The 18,867-nt window shown below is 67.6% G+C and carries 20 protein-coding genes; 4 read left to right on the top strand and 16 right to left on the bottom strand.

The genetic code is table 11. The annotated features are described in order from the left end of the window. Positions 1-7: 7 nt before the first annotated feature. The 4 genes from K883_RS20240 to K883_RS20225 form a co-directional block, all read right to left on the bottom strand. Positions 8-937: a TIGR03564 family F420-dependent LLM class oxidoreductase gene (locus K883_RS20240; RefSeq protein WP_179945109.1), complete on the bottom strand. Its 930-nt coding sequence runs from the start codon at positions 935-937 to the stop codon at positions 8-10. Positions 938-1,014: 77 nt separating this feature from the next. Further along, complete coding sequence (locus K883_RS20235; protein WP_020822465.1) at positions 1,015-1,881, bottom strand: hypothetical protein; 867 nt, start codon at positions 1,879-1,881, stop codon at positions 1,015-1,017. Continuing rightward, positions 1,878-3,125 (bottom strand): acyl-CoA dehydrogenase family protein, encoded by a 1,248-nt coding sequence (locus tag K883_RS20230; RefSeq protein ID WP_020822464.1) that lies wholly within the window; start codon positions 3,123-3,125, stop codon positions 1,878-1,880. The genes K883_RS20235 and K883_RS20230 overlap by 4 nt, the downstream gene beginning before the upstream one ends. A gap of 79 nt (positions 3,126-3,204) precedes the next feature. After that, on the bottom strand, positions 3,205-3,594 hold the full coding sequence (locus tag K883_RS20225) for a DUF1801 domain-containing protein (protein ID WP_020822463.1): 390 nt from the start codon (positions 3,592-3,594) through the stop codon (positions 3,205-3,207). 125 nt (positions 3,595-3,719) lie between these two features. On the opposite strand from K883_RS20225, the gene K883_RS20220 reads away from it, so the two are divergent. The 3 genes from K883_RS20220 (at position 3,720) to K883_RS20210 (ending at position 6,214) form a co-directional block, all read left to right on the top strand. After that, entirely contained in the window at positions 3,720-4,526 is an 807-nt protein-coding gene (locus K883_RS20220) for an acyl-CoA thioesterase (protein WP_014384661.1), read from the top strand. A 62-nt stretch (positions 4,527-4,588) separates the two neighbouring features. Beyond that, on the top strand, positions 4,589-5,107 hold the full coding sequence (locus K883_RS20215) for a nuclear transport factor 2 family protein (protein WP_008256487.1): 519 nt from the start codon (positions 4,589-4,591) through the stop codon (positions 5,105-5,107). 6 nt (positions 5,108-5,113) lie between these two features. Next, positions 5,114-6,214, top strand: a complete 1,101-nt coding sequence (locus K883_RS20210; RefSeq protein ID WP_020822462.1) for an NAD-dependent epimerase/dehydratase family protein — start codon at positions 5,114-5,116, stop codon at positions 6,212-6,214. Here K883_RS20210 and K883_RS20205 read toward each other — a convergent pair. After that, positions 6,211-7,188 (bottom strand): NAD-dependent epimerase/dehydratase family protein, encoded by a 978-nt coding sequence (locus tag K883_RS20205; protein ID WP_020822461.1) that lies wholly within the window; start codon positions 7,186-7,188, stop codon positions 6,211-6,213. The two genes, K883_RS20210 and K883_RS20205, sit on opposite strands and share 4 nt — an antisense overlap. Next, on the bottom strand, positions 7,188-8,159 hold the full coding sequence (locus K883_RS20200) for an aldo/keto reductase (RefSeq protein ID WP_020822460.1): 972 nt from the start codon (positions 8,157-8,159) through the stop codon (positions 7,188-7,190). The genes K883_RS20205 and K883_RS20200 overlap by 1 nt, the downstream gene beginning before the upstream one ends. Before the next feature lie 96 nt (positions 8,160-8,255). On the opposite strand from K883_RS20200, the gene K883_RS20195 reads away from it, so the two are divergent. Beyond that, the gene (locus K883_RS20195; RefSeq protein WP_020822459.1) at positions 8,256-9,563 is read left to right on the top strand and encodes an acyltransferase family protein; all 1,308 of its coding nucleotides are present in this window, start codon (positions 8,256-8,258) and stop codon (positions 9,561-9,563) included. 11 nt (positions 9,564-9,574) lie between these two features. Here K883_RS20195 and K883_RS20190 read toward each other — a convergent pair whose 3' ends face one another. The 10 genes from K883_RS20190 to K883_RS20145 all read right to left on the bottom strand — a co-directional run bounded on the left by K883_RS20190 (position 9,575) and on the right by K883_RS20145 (position 18,698). After that, a complete protein-coding gene (locus K883_RS20190) occupies positions 9,575-10,489 on the bottom strand; it encodes a formate/nitrite transporter family protein (protein WP_020822458.1) in 915 nt (304 codons plus the stop codon). Beyond that, positions 10,486-10,755 carry a hypothetical protein gene (locus K883_RS20185; protein ID WP_008256475.1) on the bottom strand — a complete coding sequence of 90 codons (270 nt, stop codon included), beginning with the start codon at positions 10,753-10,755 and terminating at the stop codon, positions 10,486-10,488. The genes K883_RS20190 and K883_RS20185 overlap by 4 nt, the downstream gene beginning before the upstream one ends. Further along, a complete protein-coding gene (locus K883_RS20180; protein WP_009954520.1) occupies positions 10,752-11,372 on the bottom strand; it encodes an RNA polymerase sigma factor in 621 nt (206 codons plus the stop codon). Before K883_RS20180 ends, K883_RS20185 begins: the two co-directional genes overlap by 4 nt. A gap of 10 nt (positions 11,373-11,382) precedes the next feature. After that, on the bottom strand, positions 11,383-12,450 hold the full coding sequence (locus tag K883_RS20175; protein ID WP_020822457.1) for an acyl-CoA dehydrogenase family protein: 1,068 nt from the start codon (positions 12,448-12,450) through the stop codon (positions 11,383-11,385). Next, positions 12,447-12,932: a cyanase gene (gene cynS / locus K883_RS20170; RefSeq protein WP_020822456.1), complete on the bottom strand. Its 486-nt coding sequence runs from the start codon at positions 12,930-12,932 to the stop codon at positions 12,447-12,449. The genes K883_RS20175 and cynS overlap by 4 nt, the downstream gene beginning before the upstream one ends. Positions 12,933-12,956: 24 nt before the next feature. Continuing rightward, positions 12,957-13,481 carry an OsmC family protein gene (locus tag K883_RS20165; protein WP_020822455.1) on the bottom strand — a complete coding sequence of 175 codons (525 nt, stop codon included), beginning with the start codon at positions 13,479-13,481 and terminating at the stop codon, positions 12,957-12,959. A gap of 163 nt (positions 13,482-13,644) precedes the next feature. Continuing rightward, positions 13,645-14,961 (bottom strand): iron uptake transporter deferrochelatase/peroxidase subunit, encoded by a 1,317-nt coding sequence (gene efeB, locus K883_RS20160; protein WP_020822454.1) that lies wholly within the window; start codon positions 14,959-14,961, stop codon positions 13,645-13,647. A 2-nt stretch (positions 14,962-14,963) separates the two neighbouring features. Continuing rightward, positions 14,964-16,142 carry an iron uptake system protein EfeO gene (gene efeO / locus K883_RS20155; protein WP_179945117.1) on the bottom strand — a complete coding sequence of 393 codons (1,179 nt, stop codon included), beginning with the start codon at positions 16,140-16,142 and terminating at the stop codon, positions 14,964-14,966. 68 nt (positions 16,143-16,210) lie between these two features. Beyond that, entirely contained in the window at positions 16,211-17,779 is a 1,569-nt protein-coding gene (gene efeU, locus K883_RS20150; RefSeq protein WP_020822452.1) for an iron uptake transporter permease EfeU, read from the bottom strand. 85 nt (positions 17,780-17,864) lie between these two features. Then, on the bottom strand, positions 17,865-18,698 hold the full coding sequence (locus K883_RS20145; protein WP_020822451.1) for a DUF3097 family protein: 834 nt from the start codon (positions 18,696-18,698) through the stop codon (positions 17,865-17,867). Between the last annotated feature and the right edge of the window lie 169 nt (positions 18,699-18,867).

Here is an 18,867-nt window from a genome sequence, read left to right as displayed (position 1 = left end):
CGCCGGGTCAGGAGTCGTAGGCGCGCAGCAGCGCCCGCGTGCGGGCCCGGCCCTCCGGTGACGGATCGAATGCCGCCGCAACATACTCGTCGACGCCCGCGGCGCGCAGCTCGTCGAGCCGGCCGCGCACGGTGTCCTCGTCGCCGATGATGGCGGCATCCTGCGGCCCCGCGTAGCCCTCGCGGTCGAGCATCGCGCGGTACGACGGCAACTCGCCGTAGATGGCGAACTGTTCGGCCGCCTGCTTGCGGACGGCGTCGACATCGTCGGTGACACTGACGGGCAACGACGCGGCGACACGCACCTCGTCCTCCCGGCCGGCATCGGCCGCCGCCCGCCGCAGCGTCGGGCCGACATGTTCGGCCAGCGTCTTGGGGCCGGTCATCCAGGTGCAGGTGCCCGACGTGCGCCGGCCGGCGATCTTGAGCAGCTGCGGACCCAGGGCCGCGATGTACACGTCGGGCTTCGGCGCCCCCGAGATCATCAGGGCACCGCGGGTGGTCACCGTCTCCCCCGCCGCGGCGGCGGGTTCACCGGCCAGCAGGGGCAACAACCCGTCGAGGTACTCGTTAAGCCTGCGCACCGGCTTGTCCCACGGGATGCCCCACATCCCTTCGGTCACCGCCTGATGGGTCATGCCGAGCCCGAGCGTGAACCGGCCACCCGAGGCGAGGCTCAACGTGAGGGCACGCTGCGCCATGAGCATCGGATGCAGATTCTGGATCGGCACCACGCCGCTGGCCACCTCGATCGTGTCGACCTCGTGCAGCGCGATGGCCAGAATCGTGAGAAGGTCTGGCTCATAGGGCAATTGGCTCATCCACACCCGCGTGAAGCCCTCTTCGCGCAGCATTTCGAGGTTGGCGATCGTCGCGTCGATCGGCGATTGACCGCCCGATCCGCTGAGTTGCCCGAACATGGAGATCTGCATGACCATCACGCTCCTTCGCGTCGCCTTCGGGAAGGTTATCGCCCCTCCCCGGGGCGCACCCGAGCGGAGGTCGCCGAGCCGGCTCAGCCGACGATGTCGAAGACCGCGGCAGCGGAGGTGAAGGCCTTGTCGGCGTTGCCTTCGTCGTGCAGCAGCATGCGCACGCCGACGCGCCCGGGCCCGCCAGGATGCGCGGTGCCCTCGACCCGGAATGGACCCACCTTGCCGCGCGACATGAACATCACGTGCCAGCTCACGACCTGCAGCTTTCTGCTTCCCGCGACCTCGGCGGCCAAATCGATTGCGGCGGTCTCGAGAACGACGTGCTGGGGTCCGATGTGCAAGGCCGCATCCGGTGACGCGAGTTCGGTGCTGAGCTCGGGCAGGACCCAATGGCCGTCGCCGCGACGGCTGGCGCCGAAGGCCCGCCACAGCGGCGGCAGATCCGGTGAGTCCTCGATCACCAGCTCCGTGCCCGAAACATCCATCCTGTCCAGGCCTTCGGGCGGGATGCCGATGATCGCTCCCTGCCCCTCGTTGAAGGCGATCACGCGCTGCGGGTTATCGGCGTCGACGATCGTGCAGCGCCCGTAGCCCATGGTGCGGCCCTGGTGCACGATGCCCGACCCGACGATCTCCACCCGCGTCACGTCGTAGCCGGGGTCGACGATCTGTACCGACGCGATCACCGGGTTGGGCACGGCGACCATGTCGGTCTGACAACCCTCGGGGGAGGAAATGGCCAACGGCGCCACCATGATTCCGCCCGCCTCGTTGCGCATGTCGCGGCGGATGGTGACGGTGTCGTCGGTCTCGCCGAGATTCATCGACGAGTGTTTGCGGCCGATGTAGCGGTAGCTCAGCAGGCCCGTCCAGCGTCGGTACAGTTCGTCGCGGTAGGCGTCGGTGTCCCCGGCCAATTCTCGGATGTCACGAAGCTGGTCGCTCAATTCCGTTCTCCTCCCGGGCTTTTGCCGCGTCGCACCTGATTGAACGGCACGCCCCGGTCATCGGCGCGCTCGCGCGGAAAGTTCAGCACCCGCTCGCCGATCACGTTGCGCGCCATCTCGGTGGTGCCACCGCCGATGCTGGCGGTCTGCCGGCCCAGATAGCGCGTCCCGATATCGAGGAGTGCACCGTCGTCCGCGACCACAGCCGACGTCCCGGACACGGCAAGGGCGGTGTCGGTTTCGACGTCGTGCACCGCGGCCATGGATAGCCGGATGATCGATCCCGCGGCTGGCGGCAGGACGCCGCCGGCGACGGCATGAAAGACGTGCTCGCTGAGCTGGCCGTGGACCGTGCGGTGAACCAGGGCCCGACCGATCGTCTCCCGGACCCGCTCGCTGTCGTGCTGGTCGGTCTTGTCGACCAATGCCAGCAGGTCGACCGAAACATCTTCGGCCTCAGCGATTCCCGGCCCACTGGTGTACTCCGAACCGTCGCCCATGCTGCGGCGCTCGTGGTAGAGCTGGCGCGACGCAACCTCCCAGCCCTTGCCCGGCTCGCCGACAACGGCGTCATCCCCCACGTCGACGTCGTCGAAGAACTCTTCGCAGAACTCGATCGACCCGTTGACCTGTTCAACGCGGTTGATCGTGATGCCGGGATGGGCAAGCGGCACCAGGAACATCGTGAGACCGTCGTGCTTGGGCACGTCCCAGTTGGTGCGGGCCAGGCACAGGCCGTAATCGGCGGCGAATGCCCAGGTGCTCCAGGTCTTGGCGCCGTTGATGATCCACCGGCCGTCGCGGCGTTCCGCGCGGGTGATGACGCCCGCCAGGTCCGATCCCCCGCTGGGCTCCGAGAGCAGCTGCACCAGTACCTCGTCGCCGCGCAGCGCGGCCGGGATGTGGGTTTGCTTTTGCTCCTCGCTTCCCATATCGAGGATCGTGGCGCAGCAGATGGCGAAGGACGGGACGTTGAGCAGAAGCGGCGTCTCATAGCCGAGCGACTCGGCGTCAAAGGCCTTCTTGTATTCGTAGCTCAGCCCCAGGCCGCCATACTCACGCGGGAAACAGATACCGGCGAATCCGCCCTCCCACAGGAGCTTCTGCAATTCGCGGGCCCGGTGCCAGGCCGGCAGCTGATCTCGCTGAAGCGACACCGCCTCGGCCGGATCGAGTCGCGGCATGTTCGCGGCGAGCCAGGCCCTGGCCCGGCGCCGAAATTCCTCGACCGACTCGGAAGTCACCGGCTGGCCTCTCACTCGACCGTCGTCCTTGTGCTGGGCGACTGTACAGCAACGGCGACGGCGCTGTACAGGTGGCGCCCTACGACCTGTTCAGGTCGACCGCGGCCCGAATGAGCGCCGTCAACGCCTTCTCGTCGATCGTGTCGCCCTCGTGGAAATCGATTGCGCGTCTGGTGTTGCCGTCGAGGCTCGAATTGAACAGACTCGCGGGATCCTGCAGCGACGCCCCCTTCGCGAAGGTCATCTTCACGACGTTCTTGTACGTCTCGCCAGTGCAGATCATCCCGTCGTGATACCACACCGGAACGCCACGCCACTTCCACTCTTCAATTACGTCGGGGACGGCCTCCTTGATCAGTTGCCGGATCCGGGCGAGCGTCTCGCCGCGCCAATCCCCCAGTTCCTCGATCCTGGCATCGATCAACTCGGCGGGAGAGTTGGCTGCGGCTTCGTGCTTGGAGTTGGTCATCGCGGTTCGCTTTCGTTCAGGCTGTCGCTCGCCGGACCGTATCAGGGGAGGTGAATCGCCGGTCGGGTGCAACGACCCCGTGTCCAGCGGCGAGTTCGACCGCAAGTAGTCTGCCGTCGACCAACATGACCGACACACATCCCTTCGACGAAGCCGTCCGCCTCGACACCGTCAGCGCGGACGTCCGACGCGGTCGCACGCACGCGGAGTGGGCCAACATGGTCGGGCCATTCGGCGGGATCACGGCCGCCGTCATGCTGGCCGCCGTCGAAGGGCAGCCCGACCGCATCGGCGAGCCGCTCGCCCTGACCGTCAACTTCGCCGCACCGATCGCCGACGGCGACTTCGACATCGCGCTTCGGGCCGCGCGCACCAACCGCACCAACCAGCATTGGATTGTCGAGCTCAGCCAGGATGGGGTGGTCAAGACCACGGCGACCGCGATCTTCGCGATCCGGCGCGAGAGCTGGGCCGACACGGAAGCGCACCCGCCGAGCGCGCCGGCCCCGGAGCAGTTGTCCGCCGTCGATCCGGGCCTCGTGCGATGGACCGGCCTCTACGACACGCGCTACGTCGAGGGGGCGATGCCCGGCAAAGGCGGGGACCCCAGCCCCTCTTCGACCACCACGCTGTGGGTGCGCGACCGCGCGCGCCGCCCGGTCGACTACGCGGCGCTCGCGGCGCTGTGCGACATCTTCTACCCGCGGGTGTTCCTGCGTCACGGCGGCTTCCTCCCGTCCGGAACGATCTCACTGACCACGTACTTTCACGCCGATCAGCAGCAACTCGAGGCCGTCGGAGACGACTTCGTGCTGGCCACCGCCCACGCCAACCGCTTCGCAAACGGCTATTTCGATCAGAGCGCCCAGGTGTGGACCCGGGCGGGCGGGCTGCTGGCCACCACACATCAGATCGTCTACTTCAAAGGCTGACAGGTTTACACTTCGCCAGTGAAACGTCACGCCGGGGCCCTTACGGACAGAATCGAGCCGCAATGACAGAGCGCGCGGAAAACCTGGTCACCGACGGCTTGCCGGCGATCGAGTCCATCAAGCAGCTCAAAGCGCGCTACTGCCGCTACCTGGACACCAAGGATTGGGCGGCCTGGCGAACGATCTTCGCCGACGACTTCGTCAGTGACACCTCCGAAGCGGGCGGCAAGGTGATCGCCGGCGCCGACGACTTCGTCGCCTTCACCCGCCAGGCCCTGGGCCGACCCACTCAGGCCACCGCGCACCAGGTGCACACCCCCGAAATCGAGCTCACGTCGGCAACGACGGCGCGTGGGATATGGGCGCTGCAAGACGTCGTTCGGTTCGGGCCCGGGGCAACCTTGGTCGGCTACGGCCATTACCACGAAACCTATGAAAACGTCGCGGGCCGATGGCTTATCAAGAGCTCCAAGCTAACTCGGCTCCGCGAGGACATCGTGACCCCGCTATTCTCGATTTACGTGTCCCCCCGAATCCGCACGGCGATCGCCAAGATCGCCGGCCGGCTGATGGATCGGTGACGCGTCGTGGCTGTCGACACCGTTCTGGTCACGGGCGCATTCGGACAAGTCGGTAGGCGCTGCACGCAGCTCCTGCTCGACCGGGGGCACACCGTCGTTGCGATGGATCTGCGCAACGACAACACCGTGGCCGTCGAGAAAGAACTGGCCGCCGCGGGCCAATCCGGGACGCTGATCCCCGCCTACGCCGATCTATTGGACGCCGACGCGGTGCGCGATCTGCTCGCCGCCCACCGTCCCGGGGCCGTCGTCCACCTGGCCGCCATCGTCTCCCCGCCGTCGTATCGCAACCCCGCATTGGCCCGGCGCGTCAACGTCGGCGGCACCGAGAATCTCTTGGCCGCCTGCGCCACGCTCCCGCGCCCACCGCTGTTCCTCATGGCGTCCAGCGCAGCGGTGTACGGATCGCGGAATCCCTTCCGCCAGCCCGAGCGGATCACCCCGGATACCCCGGTGAATCCCATCGATCAATACGGCCAGGACAAGGTGCTTGCCGAGGCGGCGATCCGTGCCAGTGGCCTGCCCTACGCGCTCTACCGGCTCGCGGGTGTCATCTCGCCGGACACCCAGGCCGGTATCAACGGTGACTACCTCGTCCTGATGCGGTCGATGCCGAGCGATAACCGCATTCACGCGGTGGATGCGCGCGACGTGGCACTGGCGTTCGCCAACGGCGTCGACCGCGAAACGGCCATCTCCGGCAAGGTGTTGCTCATCGGCGGCAACGAAACGTATGTGATGCTGCAGCACCGGCTGCAAGACGACCTCATGACCGCGGCGGGCCTGGGCCCGCTCGGCCCCTCGGCCGGCCTGCCCGGCGACCCGGGCGACGATCGCGGCTGGAGTTTCACCGGCTGGTACGACACCACCGAAGCGCAGGCGCTGCTCGAGTTTCAAGAGCATGACTGGCAGCAGACGGTGGCCTGGCTCGCCGACTCGCAGGGCCCTATGCGCAACGTGCTGCGGCTGCTCGGCCCGCTATTGCGGCCGATTCTGCGCGCCGTCTTCGTGGTGCAGCGCCGGCTGGAAGGGCGCGGCCCCTACGCCGACCCCTGGGGATTGATCGAAAAGAAGTACGGCACAGCGGCATTGGCCAGCGTCGACTAGCGCGACGCAAACCAGACGGCGGCCTTACGGATCGAGTCCTCGACGGGTTCGGGCGTCCATCCCAGTTCGCGGGTGGCCTTGGAGTGGTCCAGCGGCGACATCAGTTCGGCCATCCGGATTCCCGCGTAGGCGAACGGCAGGTCGCGGCCCAGCAGCCAAGCCGCCGCGTCGTTCACCCGCGCCCCGGCCCGCAGCACCGACATCGGGATGCCGATGCGCGGCGATCGCCTTCCGACGGCGGTGGCGGCGATCTCATGCAGCTCCCGGATGCTCATGTACCTGTCGGACACGATGTAGCGTTCGCCGTCGCGCGCGTGCTCGGCGGCGAGAAGCATTGCCCGGGCGGCGTCTTCGATGCCCACCACTTCGGACGAGTAATCGAAATAGAACGGAAAACGGCCCTTGGCGACCAGGGCGAGCAGCGCACCGTGCGGGGTCGGCGCCCAGTCGCCCGGCCCGTAGGTGGTGGAGATGCACATCGCCACGCCCGGCAGGCCCTTGTCCCGCGCGTACGACAGCAGCAGGTCTTCGCCGGCCACCCGCGCTTCGATGTAGGCGCCGCCCTGATCCCAGTTGTGCGGGTCCTCCTCGGTGACCGGCTTGCCGTCGCTGATCGCCAAAGAGCCTGTGGTGCTGGTGTATACGAACCGCTTCAGGTCGGCGCCCAGGGCCGCGTCCAGAACATGGCGCAGGCCCTCGACATTGGTGCGGAACAGCGGCGCCGGATCACGCAGCCACATTCTGGCGTCGACGACGCAGTAGTAGACGACGTCGCAGCCCGCCATCGCGGCGCGCAGCGCGGCGTCGTCGAACACGTCGCCGTAGCAGCGCTCGACGTCGAGATCGTCGATGCCCGCGGTGGAGCTGGTGTGGCGCACCATGACTCGCACGTCTTCACCCGCCGCCACCAGTTGCCGTGTGACATGCGATCCCAGAAACCCGCTCGCGCCGATCACCAGCTTCTTGTCGGCCACTAGCGATCTATCCATGCCATTTGCGCCTGCGCGTGATGCCCTCCCACGGGTGGGGTGAGGCGGTCGAGCCGCGCCAGTTGGTCCGGGGTCAGCTCTAGCGCGTCGGCCCCGACGTTTTCTTCCAGGCGGGTGACCCGTTTGGTGCCCGGGATGGGCACGATGTCGGGCCCTTTCGCGAGCAGCCACGCCAATGCGACCTGGGCCGCCGTGGCGCCGACGTCAGCGCCGATCTCGCGCACTTCGTCCGCGCATCGCAGGTTGTGCTGGAAGTTCTCGTCGAAGAACCGCGGATTGATCTTACGGTAGTCGCTGTCGGGGAGCTCCTCGGTGGAGCGGACCGTACCGGTGAGGAAGCCGCGGCCCAGCGGTGAGTAGGCGACGAAACCGATGCCCAGCTCGCGCAGCAACGGCAAGATCGCCGGTTCTTGGTCGCGCGTCCACAGCGAATACTCCGATTGGACGGCCGTGACGGGATGCACCGCGTGCGCGCGGCGGATGGTGTCGACGCCGACTTCGGAAAGGCCGATGTGCCGGATCTTTCCTTCGGAAACCAGCTCGGCCAGCGCGGACATCGTTTCTTCGATCGGGGTCTGGCGGTCGAGGCGATGCTGGTAGTACAGATCGATGTAATCGGTTTCCAGCCGCCGCAGCGAACCGTCCACGGCCAGGCGGATATTGGCGGGGCTGCTGTCGAGCCCGTCACGGCCGGTATGCGAGATGAGACCGAACTTGGTTGCCACCACCACCTGATCGCGACGGCCCCGCAGGGCACGCGCCAGAAGTTCCTCGTTGACGTAAGGGCCGTAAACCTCGGCGGTGTCGATCAGGGTGACACCCAGGTCGATGGCGCGATGGACGGTGCGGATCGATTCGGCGTCGTCGCTTCCGGCGCCGGCATAGGCGACCGACATTCCCATCGCGCCCAGTCCCAGGCGCCCGACCCGCAGCTCACCGAGTTGAGCCTGTTTCATGGCCCTTCTCCTGTTCTTGACGTGGTTCAGCGAGGCCTCGCTGAGCGCTGGACGGTACCGTGGCGCTGTGTCCCGCATCGAGCTTCCCCCGATCTGATGGGCGGCGCAATCAGCCCGCGCCCGGCCCGCGATCTGGCGGTTGACTATTACCGCGTATCCGGAGTGGTGCTGATCGTGCTGGGACACTGGCTGGCCGGGTCGGTGACCTACCACGACGGACAGTTCGGCCGGCAGAACCCGCTCGTCGACATGCCCTGGACCCAGTGGCTGACCTGGCCCTTCCAAGCGGTTCCGACGTTCTTTTTGGTGGCGGGTTACGCCGGCGCGGTGTCGTGGACGCATCGGCGCGACACCGGCGGAGTCTCGCGCCAGACCTGGTTGCAGCACCGGCTGGCCCGGGTGCTCGGGCCGACCGCGGCATACACCGCGTTGGTGTCGGTGGCGGTGGTTGTGCTGGACGCGTGCGGTGTCGCGGGTTCGGTGCTCGAGTACGCCGGCTGGGCGGTGGCGATGCACCTCTGGTTCCTGGCGGTGTATCTGGTGGTGGTGTCGTTGACGCCGATTGGGATTGCCGCACACCGCCGTTGGGGCCTTCGGGCGCCCGCGGCGCTCGTGTTGGGGGTCGCGGTCGTCGATGCCGCCAGGCTCAGCACTCACGTGCATTACCTCGACTGGCTGAACTACCTGTTGGGCTGGGGAGCCCTGTATCAGCTCGGAATCGCTTGGCGCGGTGGTCTATTGACGGGCCACAGGCCCTGGTTGCTGGCCGGTGCCTCGGCGGCGGGGCTGGCGGGGTTGATCTGGCTGCGGGTCTATCCGGTCAGCATGATCGGCGTTCCCGGACAGACCATCGACAACACGACACCGCCTACCGTGGCGCTGATGGCCTTTGGTGGCGCACAAACGGGCATCGTCATGGCGCTCGCGCCCATGCTCAACCGCGCGCTGCGCGCGGCCCGCGTCGAGCGGGCTCTGTCCATCGCCAACAACAACATCATGGCCCTCTATCTGTGGCACATGATTCCCGTCGTGATCGTGGCGATCGTCGGATATCCGGCCAGACTCTTGCCGCAGCCCCCGGAAGGAAGCGCCGCCTGGTGGCTGGCCCGGCTGGAATGGGTGGCCATCCTCAGCGTCGTGACGGCAGCCGAGATCGCGCTGTTATGGTGGGCGCGAAGGATTTTCGCCGCTCCCCTGCCATTGCTCGGTGTCCCGCTCAGCGAGCGCCGGGCCGAGCCCGTGATGCTCGCCGGCGCCGCGATGACCGCCTACGCCCTCGCCGTGGTCGCCGCCAAGGGCTTCGCCCCAGACGGGCGGTTTCCGTGGGTGATCGCGGTGGTCTTCGCCGCCGGGGCGCTCTTCGCGGCGTTGCGCCCCACGGCCCGCCGCGCGAACGCTCTATGACGACCCGGCAGTCAGATCTGGCGGTGCTGCAGCCGCGCGATGATCCAGAACGGCAGCGCCACGAAAACCGTTCCCCCGATGAGGTTGCCGACGGTGGTGATGCCGATGTTGGTGAGCAAGCCGTGCGCACCGAATCCCCAGCCGATCGCGCCGCGGGGCGCGGTCGGATGGAAGAGGTTGAGCAACAACGGAAGACCGAGGAATCCGACATTGGCGATCACGTGCTGGGTGCCGCCGATCACGAATGCGAACGGGCCATAGAACGCGAACGTCATCCTCGCGACGTCGCTGCGGGCCTTGAAGAACATGCACATCGAGGTCTGCAGGAACCACGTGCAGACGACGGCGAGCAGGAGCGCGGTCCAGAAGGGCTGGCCGGCCTTGAGGGTACCGACGGTCGCGGCGCGCTCTGCAAAGGCGCCCAGGTAGGGACCGCCGGCCGCGGCGCAAATGGTGACGAATATCAGTGCGCCGGCGATGTTTCCGATGAGTCCGATGGTCACCAGGAGGGCGTAGTTACCGACGCTGAGCGTGCGTTTGAGCACGGCAAGGAAACCGGCGGCCATGTCCGCGGTGATCAGCGACATGCCCGACACCAGGATGAGGACGAAGGACATGCCGAACGCCAGGCCCATCAACAGGCTCGCCACCCCGGGCGTCTTGACGCCGGTACTGACCACCAGGGCCAGCAGCGCCCCGAACGCCACCATCACGCCACCGACCAGGGAGCGCATCAGAAAGGCCCACGGATGCGCGGCTTTTTCCACTGCCATGGCCGCTACCCGATCCACCATCGCTCCCACCGTCAGCGGCTCGAAGGGATCCTCGGGCGCGCGGTCGGTGGTGACGACGCCGGTGGGCAACGCGGTGACCGTGCCCGCCGTTGCCGAGCTCGGCAGCGGCTGCGCTGGAGCGTTGATGGTCATCCGTGTTCGCCTTTCCGTAAGGTGTTGATCGCGTGGAGGACTCCAGAGACGTGGTCCTCGGTGAGGCGCTCGCCGTCGAAGACGTGGCTGAGCAGGATCTTGAGGTCGAGCATCTGTTGCAGGTAGACCAGGCACGGGGGGCATTCGTCGAGGTGCTTGGCCACGATCGGTCCCCATTGCCGCGGGTCGGAGTCGACGAGGTCGTCGACCAGGCGGACGAAGTCGACGCAATCGATGGCGGGGACGGTGTTGTCGTGAACGGTCATCGTTGATACCGCTTTTCCAGTTCGTTTCGGAGATTTCCGCGGGCGCGGTACAGCAGCGCCCGCTGCGCCTCGGCGGTCAGATCGAGGAGCTCGGCCGCCTCGTCGGCGGGGGCGCCGACGATGTCGCGCAGGATGACCAGTTGCCGTTGCCGCTCGGGCAAGGCGTCCAGCGCCGCACGGACGTACCCGACGAGTTCGCTTTGGACCGTGTGATCTTCCGGCAGAAAGCGCCGCGACGGCGGCTCGCGCCAGTGTCCGGCGTCGGGGTGGCCGTCGGGGTGCATGCGGCCCGACAGGGGGTCAGCATCCGCGGTCGCCAGCATCTCGTGATGACGGATCCGCGATTCCCGGCGCCGGTGGCGCGACGCGGTGTGCTTGACAATCCCGAACAGCCAGGTGCTCACCGACGAGCGCCCCTGGAACGAATCCGGCGATTGCAGCACCTGCACCCACGCCTCCTGCACGGCTTCTTCGGCGACGGCCGGCGAATCCACCATGGTCCGGGCGAAATTCACCATGGGGCGGTGGTAGTCGCGCACCAGGCTGGCCAGCGGAACCCCGCCGACCAGCCGCTGTGATCGGGTGCCCTCGGGCGGCACCGCCACCGGGGTCACCATCGGTCCATGCTCAGGCGCATCGGGCCAACTCCCAGCGCAGCTGGCCCTCGGACGGCGACTGGACGGGGATGAACGCGGCCTCCCGGTAGCGGCGACTCACCGAGGTCCGGCTCGCATAACCCTTCCCACCAGCGGTTCGCATCTCCAAATCAGTGCTGGCGCTGGATAATTCGGCCGCGGTGAGCCTCAGCGACAGCAGCTCCTTCTTGGCCGGCGACCGGGGGCCGCCCGCCGCGGCGGCTAAGTGGGCCAACGTCGCCTCGGCGTCGGTGAGCCTCTCGGAGACGCGGTCGACGTCGGTGCCGAACACCGCGTTGACACCGCCGAGCCCCAGCCTGGCCTGCTCGATTGCCGCCCTGGCCAGTCCCAGACACATCGCCGACTGCAGCACAAGGAAAGTCGGGCGGACCGCGTGCAAAAAGCCTTCGAAATCGCGCGACAGCACCTGGCCGTCGGGCACGTGAGCGGCGTCCAGGTTCAGATACGACGAGGCCGTGCTCCCCATGGCCAACAGCTCGAAGTGCTCACCCAGGAGCACCCCGGGTGTGTCCAACGTCAACGCGACGATCAATCTCTCGCCGGCATCGGTGCGCACCGCCGTCACCATGGTCGAGTCGGGATAGAGGTTGCTGGCCCACCTGATCGGGCCGGACACCCGGTAGCCGCCGGCCACCGGTGTGGCGGTCAACTCCACGCTGCCACAGCCCGCAGCCTCTTTGAACGCCGCGGCCATGCCGGTGACGCCCAGCACGGTTCCCGAAAGCAGCCGGTCGGCGGCGGCCGCGCCGAACGGTGTTGCGGCCGTGAGCAAATACTCGACCGCCATGCGATGGGCCCACAGCGAAAAGCCTGTGCTCATGCACGTCCCCGAGATCAACCGGATCACCTCGGCCATCGCCGGGAGCCGGCCGTCGGCGTTGGCCGGGGCGCCAATGCCGAGCAGACCGGCCTCCCCCAGCGCGGTGAAGCTGCGGCGGGACCGGTGCTCGCCGCCGTCCAATGCCGCGGCGTGGGCCCGAATGTCTTCCAACAGGCCGACATCCAGCCGGCCGGCCGCGGGATCCAGGGTCGCCGTCATTTCGCCACCTCCTGCGCCTGCTCGGCGGAGTGTTGCCACGCGTAATCGAGGAACTTGCCGTCGAATGTGACGACGACTCTGTCGCCCTGGGGGTGCGGACGGCGCTGCACGCTGAGCTGAAAGTTGATCGCGCTCATGATGCCGTCCCCGAATTCTTCATGGATGAGTTCTTTGATCGCCGGACCGTAGACCGCCAGCGCCTCGTGGAACCGGTAGATCGTCGGATCTTTCGCTATGGTCGCATCGGATCCCCGGTGCGGCATCATTTGCAGAACGGCCACCGCCTCCTCGTCGAGGCCGAGGAGCGACGCCACCGCCCGGGCGTCGCCGGCCGAGAGCGGATGCTGCCCGAGCAGCGCGGCGACGGTCCATGCCGGGTCCTTGCCGATGATTTCGGCGATTTTCGCCCAGCTCAGTCCGCGCTTGACGCGGGCGAGCCTGATCGTCTCGGCAAGGTCGGATTTGCTCAATGTCTTTGCCATGGTTCTGGTTTGAGGTTGCGATGCTTATCCGGTGTGCAGCGTCGATTCAAGGCTCACCGGGTTGCGAAACGTGTTCACGACCGGCGACCACGCGATGGCGTTGTCGTGGATCTCCTTGAGCGTGGCTTCGTCGGCGTCGCCGGCGAGGCTCACCGTGCAACGGACCTCGCTGAACCCGAGGCGCTTTCGTTCGGGGGTGTCCCCCACGCCCCACACCGCGGAGATGTCGATGTCGCCTTCCATCTCGACCTCGATTTTGGTGAGGGTCACGCCACGATGTGTGGCGTTGGCCAACAGTCCCACGGACACGCATGAGCCCAGCGCGGCCAGGGCGGTTTCGGAGGGGTTGGGTGCCGAGTCGTCGCCGAGCAGCGCGGGCGGCTCCCCCACCAGCATTGGCGCCAGGTCGCGGACGTAGGTCATGTTGCGAAATCCGGTCTCACACACCGTCTTGGCCTTGAGCGTTTTCTTGCCGCTCTCGGGGTTGGCCTTGGCGTTACACGACAGCCGGTCGAGGCCTTCGGCGTCGATGACGAGCGCGTCGGTCATGGGTGTTCTCCGTTTCTCGCTGATTGTGCGGTTTCACGGAGTTAGTGTTTGGCGGGCACCGATGCGTGACGGCGGGTGGGATTGATTTACCCGCGCGCCACGAAACGTCACATGGGTGAAACGCGGCGGCGCTCAGCGGCCGTCACGGCGCGGCGAAGTTTGCTCAGCGGAACAGGCTTTGCCCGATGTAGTGGCCTTCAGCGGGCGCGGGAGGAACCGCGAAGATAGCTGATCCGATGTGGCGGATGTATTCGTTGAGTAGGTCGTGGGCGCCCAGGCGGTTCTGCAGGCGGATAAAATCTTGCGGATCGTTTTGGTAGGAGATGAACAGCAGACCGGCATTGAGTTGGCCGTTGGCGTCCAGACCGTCCGTGTAGTTGTACGACCGCCGGCGGATCATGATGCCGTCGTTGTTTTCGCGGGCGGCCAGGCCGACGTGGGACATCGGATCGATGAGCGGGTTGCCGTCGGTGCCCTTGGCGGTGAAGTCGGGTGTATCGAATTCGGCCTTGCCGCTCAGCGGTGCGCCTTCGTCCTTGGTTCGGCCGAAGATCCTCTGCTGGTTGCCGATCCGGTCGACGTCCCATGTTTCGAGCAGCATCCGGATCTTGCGGACGACCTGGTAGGTCCCGCCGTTCATCCAGGGCTGGTCGCTGTTATCGACCCAGACGAATTTGTGGTATTCGGCGTCGGTGGCGACATTGCGGGTTCCGTCTTTGAATCCCAACAGGTTTCGCGGCGTGTGCTGGCCCGGACCTGCTGAGGCGCGGCCGAATCCCAGCACCGCCCAGAACGGGGAGACGATGTTGCGTCCGAGCCGGGCCAAGTTGCGCACGGCGTGGTAGCAGACCTGGGGGTCGTCGGCGCACGCCTGCACGGACAGGTCGCCGCCGTGCAGGCGGGGATCGAGGTTGTCCCCGTTGAGCGGTGGCAGGTCGGTGAATCCGGTGGGGCGTCGCGCGGCCAGTCCGAATCGGTCACCGAACAGTGCCGGGCCCAGGCCGATGGTGACGGTCAGGCTGGCCGGGCTCAGCCCGTAAGCCTCCCCCGTGTCGGCGGGTGGCTGTACATCGACCTGCGGCTGCACGGTACCGACCGGCTTCCCCTGCTGCAGGATCGCGGCCGCGGCCGACCATCGCGCCAACAGGGTTTGCAGCTCGGCGCGGCCGGCGCCGTCGGCCAGGGAGAACGACATGAACATGGCGTAACGCTGTGGCGGGGTGTCGATTCCGCCCTGGTGCGTCTGCCCGTAGAACGGGTAACTGCGACGCAGGTCGACGGTGTCGTCGTCGCCGCCGCGCTGTCCGGCCGTCATCGCGTGCCCGGCGATGCCTCCCCCGACGGCGCCGAGGGCCGCGCCGCCGAGCCCGGCCAGCATGGCGCCGCCGAGCGCGCGCCGGCGCGACACCGCAGCCGAGTCCGGCTGTGCCCCAATGCCGTCCGGGCCGTTGTCGGCCAAACCGGTGGTGTCGTCGGTCACGATCAGCCGCCCGCGACGACTTTTTGGGCGACGGTGGACAGGCTCTGATGGAGCGGCTGGATGACCGCGGTCAGCTTGGGCGCATCGCTGGCCCTCAGCGCGGGGGTGTAGGTCCGGTAGCCGCCCAGGGCGGTGGGGTCGCGGTACCCGTCGAGCGTGGCGAGCACGTTGCGAAACTGCTGATCGATCTGCTTGACGAGATTGGCGTCGATCCTGTCCAGGCCCGGGCGCAGCGACGCGTACGCCTGCTGGGCGCCTTCGACGTTGCCCGAAAAGTCCATCAGGTCAATGTGACTGAACGCCTCTTCCTCGCCGGTGATCTTGGTGTTCTGGATCTCTTCGATCAGGTCGCTGGCGCCGTTGGCCAAGTCCTCGGGTTTATACGTCAGGGTGGTGACGATGCCGTTCAATTTGCCGACGTTGCCGACCAATTCGGTGCTGAACGCCTTCGTTGCGGGGGTGATCGCCCCGCCCTGCCACAGGTCACGCTCGATGGCGTGGAAACCCTTCCACCCGACCTTGGCGTCGACCGGGGTGGACTCGCGCATGTCGATCAGATAGTCGAGGCTGCCGGCATTGTCACCGACCGCATAGCCTGGCAGCACGAAGCCCTCGACGGTGGACTCCGAACGCTCCCAGAACAACCGGGCTTTGGCGTAGGACGTCTTCGCGGCGTCGAGGTTGCCCGACTGCACCGCGGCGTCGAGGACCTTCACGCCGTCGTTGAGTTGGGCGATCTGGTTGACGACGTAGGCCGCGTAGTCCTTGGTGCCCTGGCTGAGGATGCCGGCCACGGTGCCCGTCGGCGTCGCCGGCGCGGTACCCGTCACGGTCAGGGTCTGGTATTCGGTGCTCGCCCCCGGGCAATAGAGCTGGTAGGCGCCGCCGTCCAGCGTGACGGTGAACGACACCGGGTCCAGGCCCGGCGCAAGGTTCTCCTTCTCGCCGATAATCCGCTGGTCCCTGAGCAACTCGACTTCGCTGATCCCGGGGGCGTTCGTGTTGGCCACCGTGAAGGTCACCGGGCCGGCGGGCACGGTGGCGGTGTCCAGCGCGCAGCCGTCCTTGCCGGCGTCGTTGGTCATGGTGACCTTGACGGCGCTGGTGCCACCCGGCCTCGGTTGCGTCGCGGGGCCCGAGTTAGTGCCCGGGTGGCTGCAGCCGGTCGTAGCCGACAGCATGCCGGCTACCAAAGCCGTTGCCGCCAAACGCATCTCAAAGGTGTGGTGCCTCGCGGTACGCTTCACCATCAATCGTTCCCTCTCGTGTGGCCGGCGTGCCGGCGCCGCATCGAGGCTATAGCGCCGAGACCGCAGAGCAGGGCGAAACCGCCGAGCGCCAACGGAAGCCAGACATTCCAGAGCTGCCGGTCCGCGCGATTGCGTCCGCTCGTGGCGATCTCGGCCGCGGTCGAGTGGTCTTCGGCGCAGGACGTGGACCAGTCGGTCGCCAGCCCGCCCAGACTGACGGTCTTGGCGCCGGTCAGCCCGCCGCCGGTCAAGATCGCCGTGCGGTTGCTCGTCGCTTGCGCACTTACCACGACATCACCCCGGGCGAGCACGGTGTACACCGTGGTCGTCGACCATTGACCCTGAAACGGCCCTGGAGTGCGGCCGACCCCGAGACCAACGGGCAGCCGACCCCCCGTCATGCTCAGCAACTGATCCAGCGTGACCTCTGGCGCACCATCGGCACCGGCGGCCTCGGAAGCCTGCCATACCTGTACGGGCACGCCGTCCACGGTTTGGTGGTCCGCCGGGACGAGCACGACACTGTGGACGGTCGCGGCGCCCGCGGGGGCCACGGTCAGCTCGCGTCCGTGCGGCCCGGTCCCCATCGACACCGCGGAGGTGTGGCCCGAACGGTCGGTGACGGTGCGCGGCCGCGCGTTCGGCGACGAGCCACCGGCGGGCGCCATGATCGCCAGCCCTGCCGCCGCGACGAGCAGCAGTGTCGAGGCGGTCGCCAGCAGCCGGCTCCGGGCTCGCGGGGCGGCGGTGACGCCGGCGGGCCACAGGAACACGATGAGCACCGGCACGGTATACAGCAGCCAGCCCAGCACCTCAATCAGGCGCGGGTCGGCGGGGATGCCGAATACGCCGGCGGTCACCGCGCCCAGGACGGAATTGCTCGGTATCCACCCGGACAGGTCGAGCACCTGCTGCTGGCCGATGCTCACCCAGCCCGCCTCGTGTGCGGTGCGCAGGGCGCCCACCACCAGCCCGGCGGCGATCAGCACCAAGAACACCCCGGTCACTCGGAAGAATCGGCCGAGGTTGAGTCGCACGCCACCGAAGTACAGGCCCACGCCGAGCCCGATCGCCGCCGCGATACCCGCGGCGCCGCCGAGCAGGGCGAACCACCGGTTCCCGTGCGACGTCTCGGCGGCGGCCAGCAGGAACACCGACGTCTCGAAGCCCTCCTTGAGAACGGCGAGAAACGCCATCGCGGCCAGCGCCAGCGCGCCGCCACGATGGACCGCCCGCCCGGCGTCGCGCTCGAGTTCGCCCTTGAGCTGCGCGGCGTTGCCGTTCATCCAAATGATCATCGACGTCACGAACACCACGGCGATGGCGTTGATGACGGTTTCCATCATCTCTTGCTGGACCTGCGGCAGGCTCGCGGCGAACAGGTCGAGGCCGACACCCACCGCGACGCTGAGCACCACGGCCGAGGCCACACCGGCGAACATCGGGCGGATCGTCTGGCCGTTGCGCTTGAGGAAGGCGGCGACGATGCTCACGATGAGCGAAGCCTCGAGGCCTTCGCGGAGGCCGATGAGGAACGTGCCTATGAATACGCCGAATACGCCCTGCATGCGCCCTGTTTCTGTCCCGCCGATCTGCGGCTTAGCGTAGCCGACCCGAAAGGCTCCTAGCGGCCTGGCCGTTCGGGCGCCGAGGTCAGCGGGCCGGCTGCGTCACGAAGTCGATGAGTTCCTCGACCCGGCTGATCAGCGCCGGCTCCAGATCGTTCCAGTCGCGTACCCGCGAACGGATATGCCGCCACGCCCGGGCGATGTCGGCCTGATCGGCGTGCGGCAGGCGCAGCGCCTGGCACGCGCCGTGTTTCCAGTCCACCTGCCGCGGCACGTCCGGCCAGGCGGCCAGCCCCAGCCGCTGCGGCTTCACGGCCTGCCAGATGTCGACGTAGGGGTGACCGACGACGAGGGTGTCGGCGCCACCCGGGCCCCGCCGCACCGCGTCGGCGATGCGGGCTTCCTTGGAGCCGGTGACGAGGTGGTCGACGAGCACTCCGAGACGCCGCCCCGGCCCGGGAGCGAATTCGGCGACGATGTCCACCAAATCGTCGACGCCGCCGAGTTGCTCGACGACGACGCCTTCGATCTTCAAGTCCTCGCCCCACACCTGGGCGATGAGTTCGGCGTCGTGACGGCCCTCGACATAGATTCGGCTGGCGCGGGCGACCCGTGCGCGGGCACCGGGCACCGCGACCGAGCCCGACGCCGTCCTGGTCGCGGCGGCGGGCGCCGCCCGTCGCGGCGCGGTGAGGATGACGGGGCGGCCTTCGAGCAAATACCCAGGGCCCAAAGGAAAGCCGCGCACATGACCTCGCCGGTCTTCCAGGTCCACCCGACCGTATTCGACGCGCACCACCGCGCCGACGTAGCCGGTTTCGACGTCCTCGACAACCAGGCCCAGGTCGGCCGGGTGTTCGGTCGAGCGCGGCTTGCGTCCCCCCGCGGCCAGCACATCGCTCCCATAACGATCCACCACGCGGCAATCCTAGAAAGCCTTGCGCCCAAACAGTGTTAGGGCGCGCCAGGGTGTGGCGATAGTCGGCAAGATCACTCTCGGGGCACCAGCGCGGGCACGCCGCAAAAACATGCGTTTAACTGTGTGGCGTTACCTGGCTGATCGCGTCGGCGATGGTACGTTGCTAGCT

Source organism: Mycobacterium sp. TKK-01-0059 (assembly GCF_000709305.1).
In the GTDB taxonomy this organism is placed as follows: domain Bacteria; phylum Actinomycetota; class Actinomycetes; order Mycobacteriales; family Mycobacteriaceae; genus Mycobacterium; species Mycobacterium intracellulare.
The sequence above is the reverse complement of the archived record's forward strand: the minus strand, read 5'-3'. Positions and strand labels throughout refer to the sequence as shown.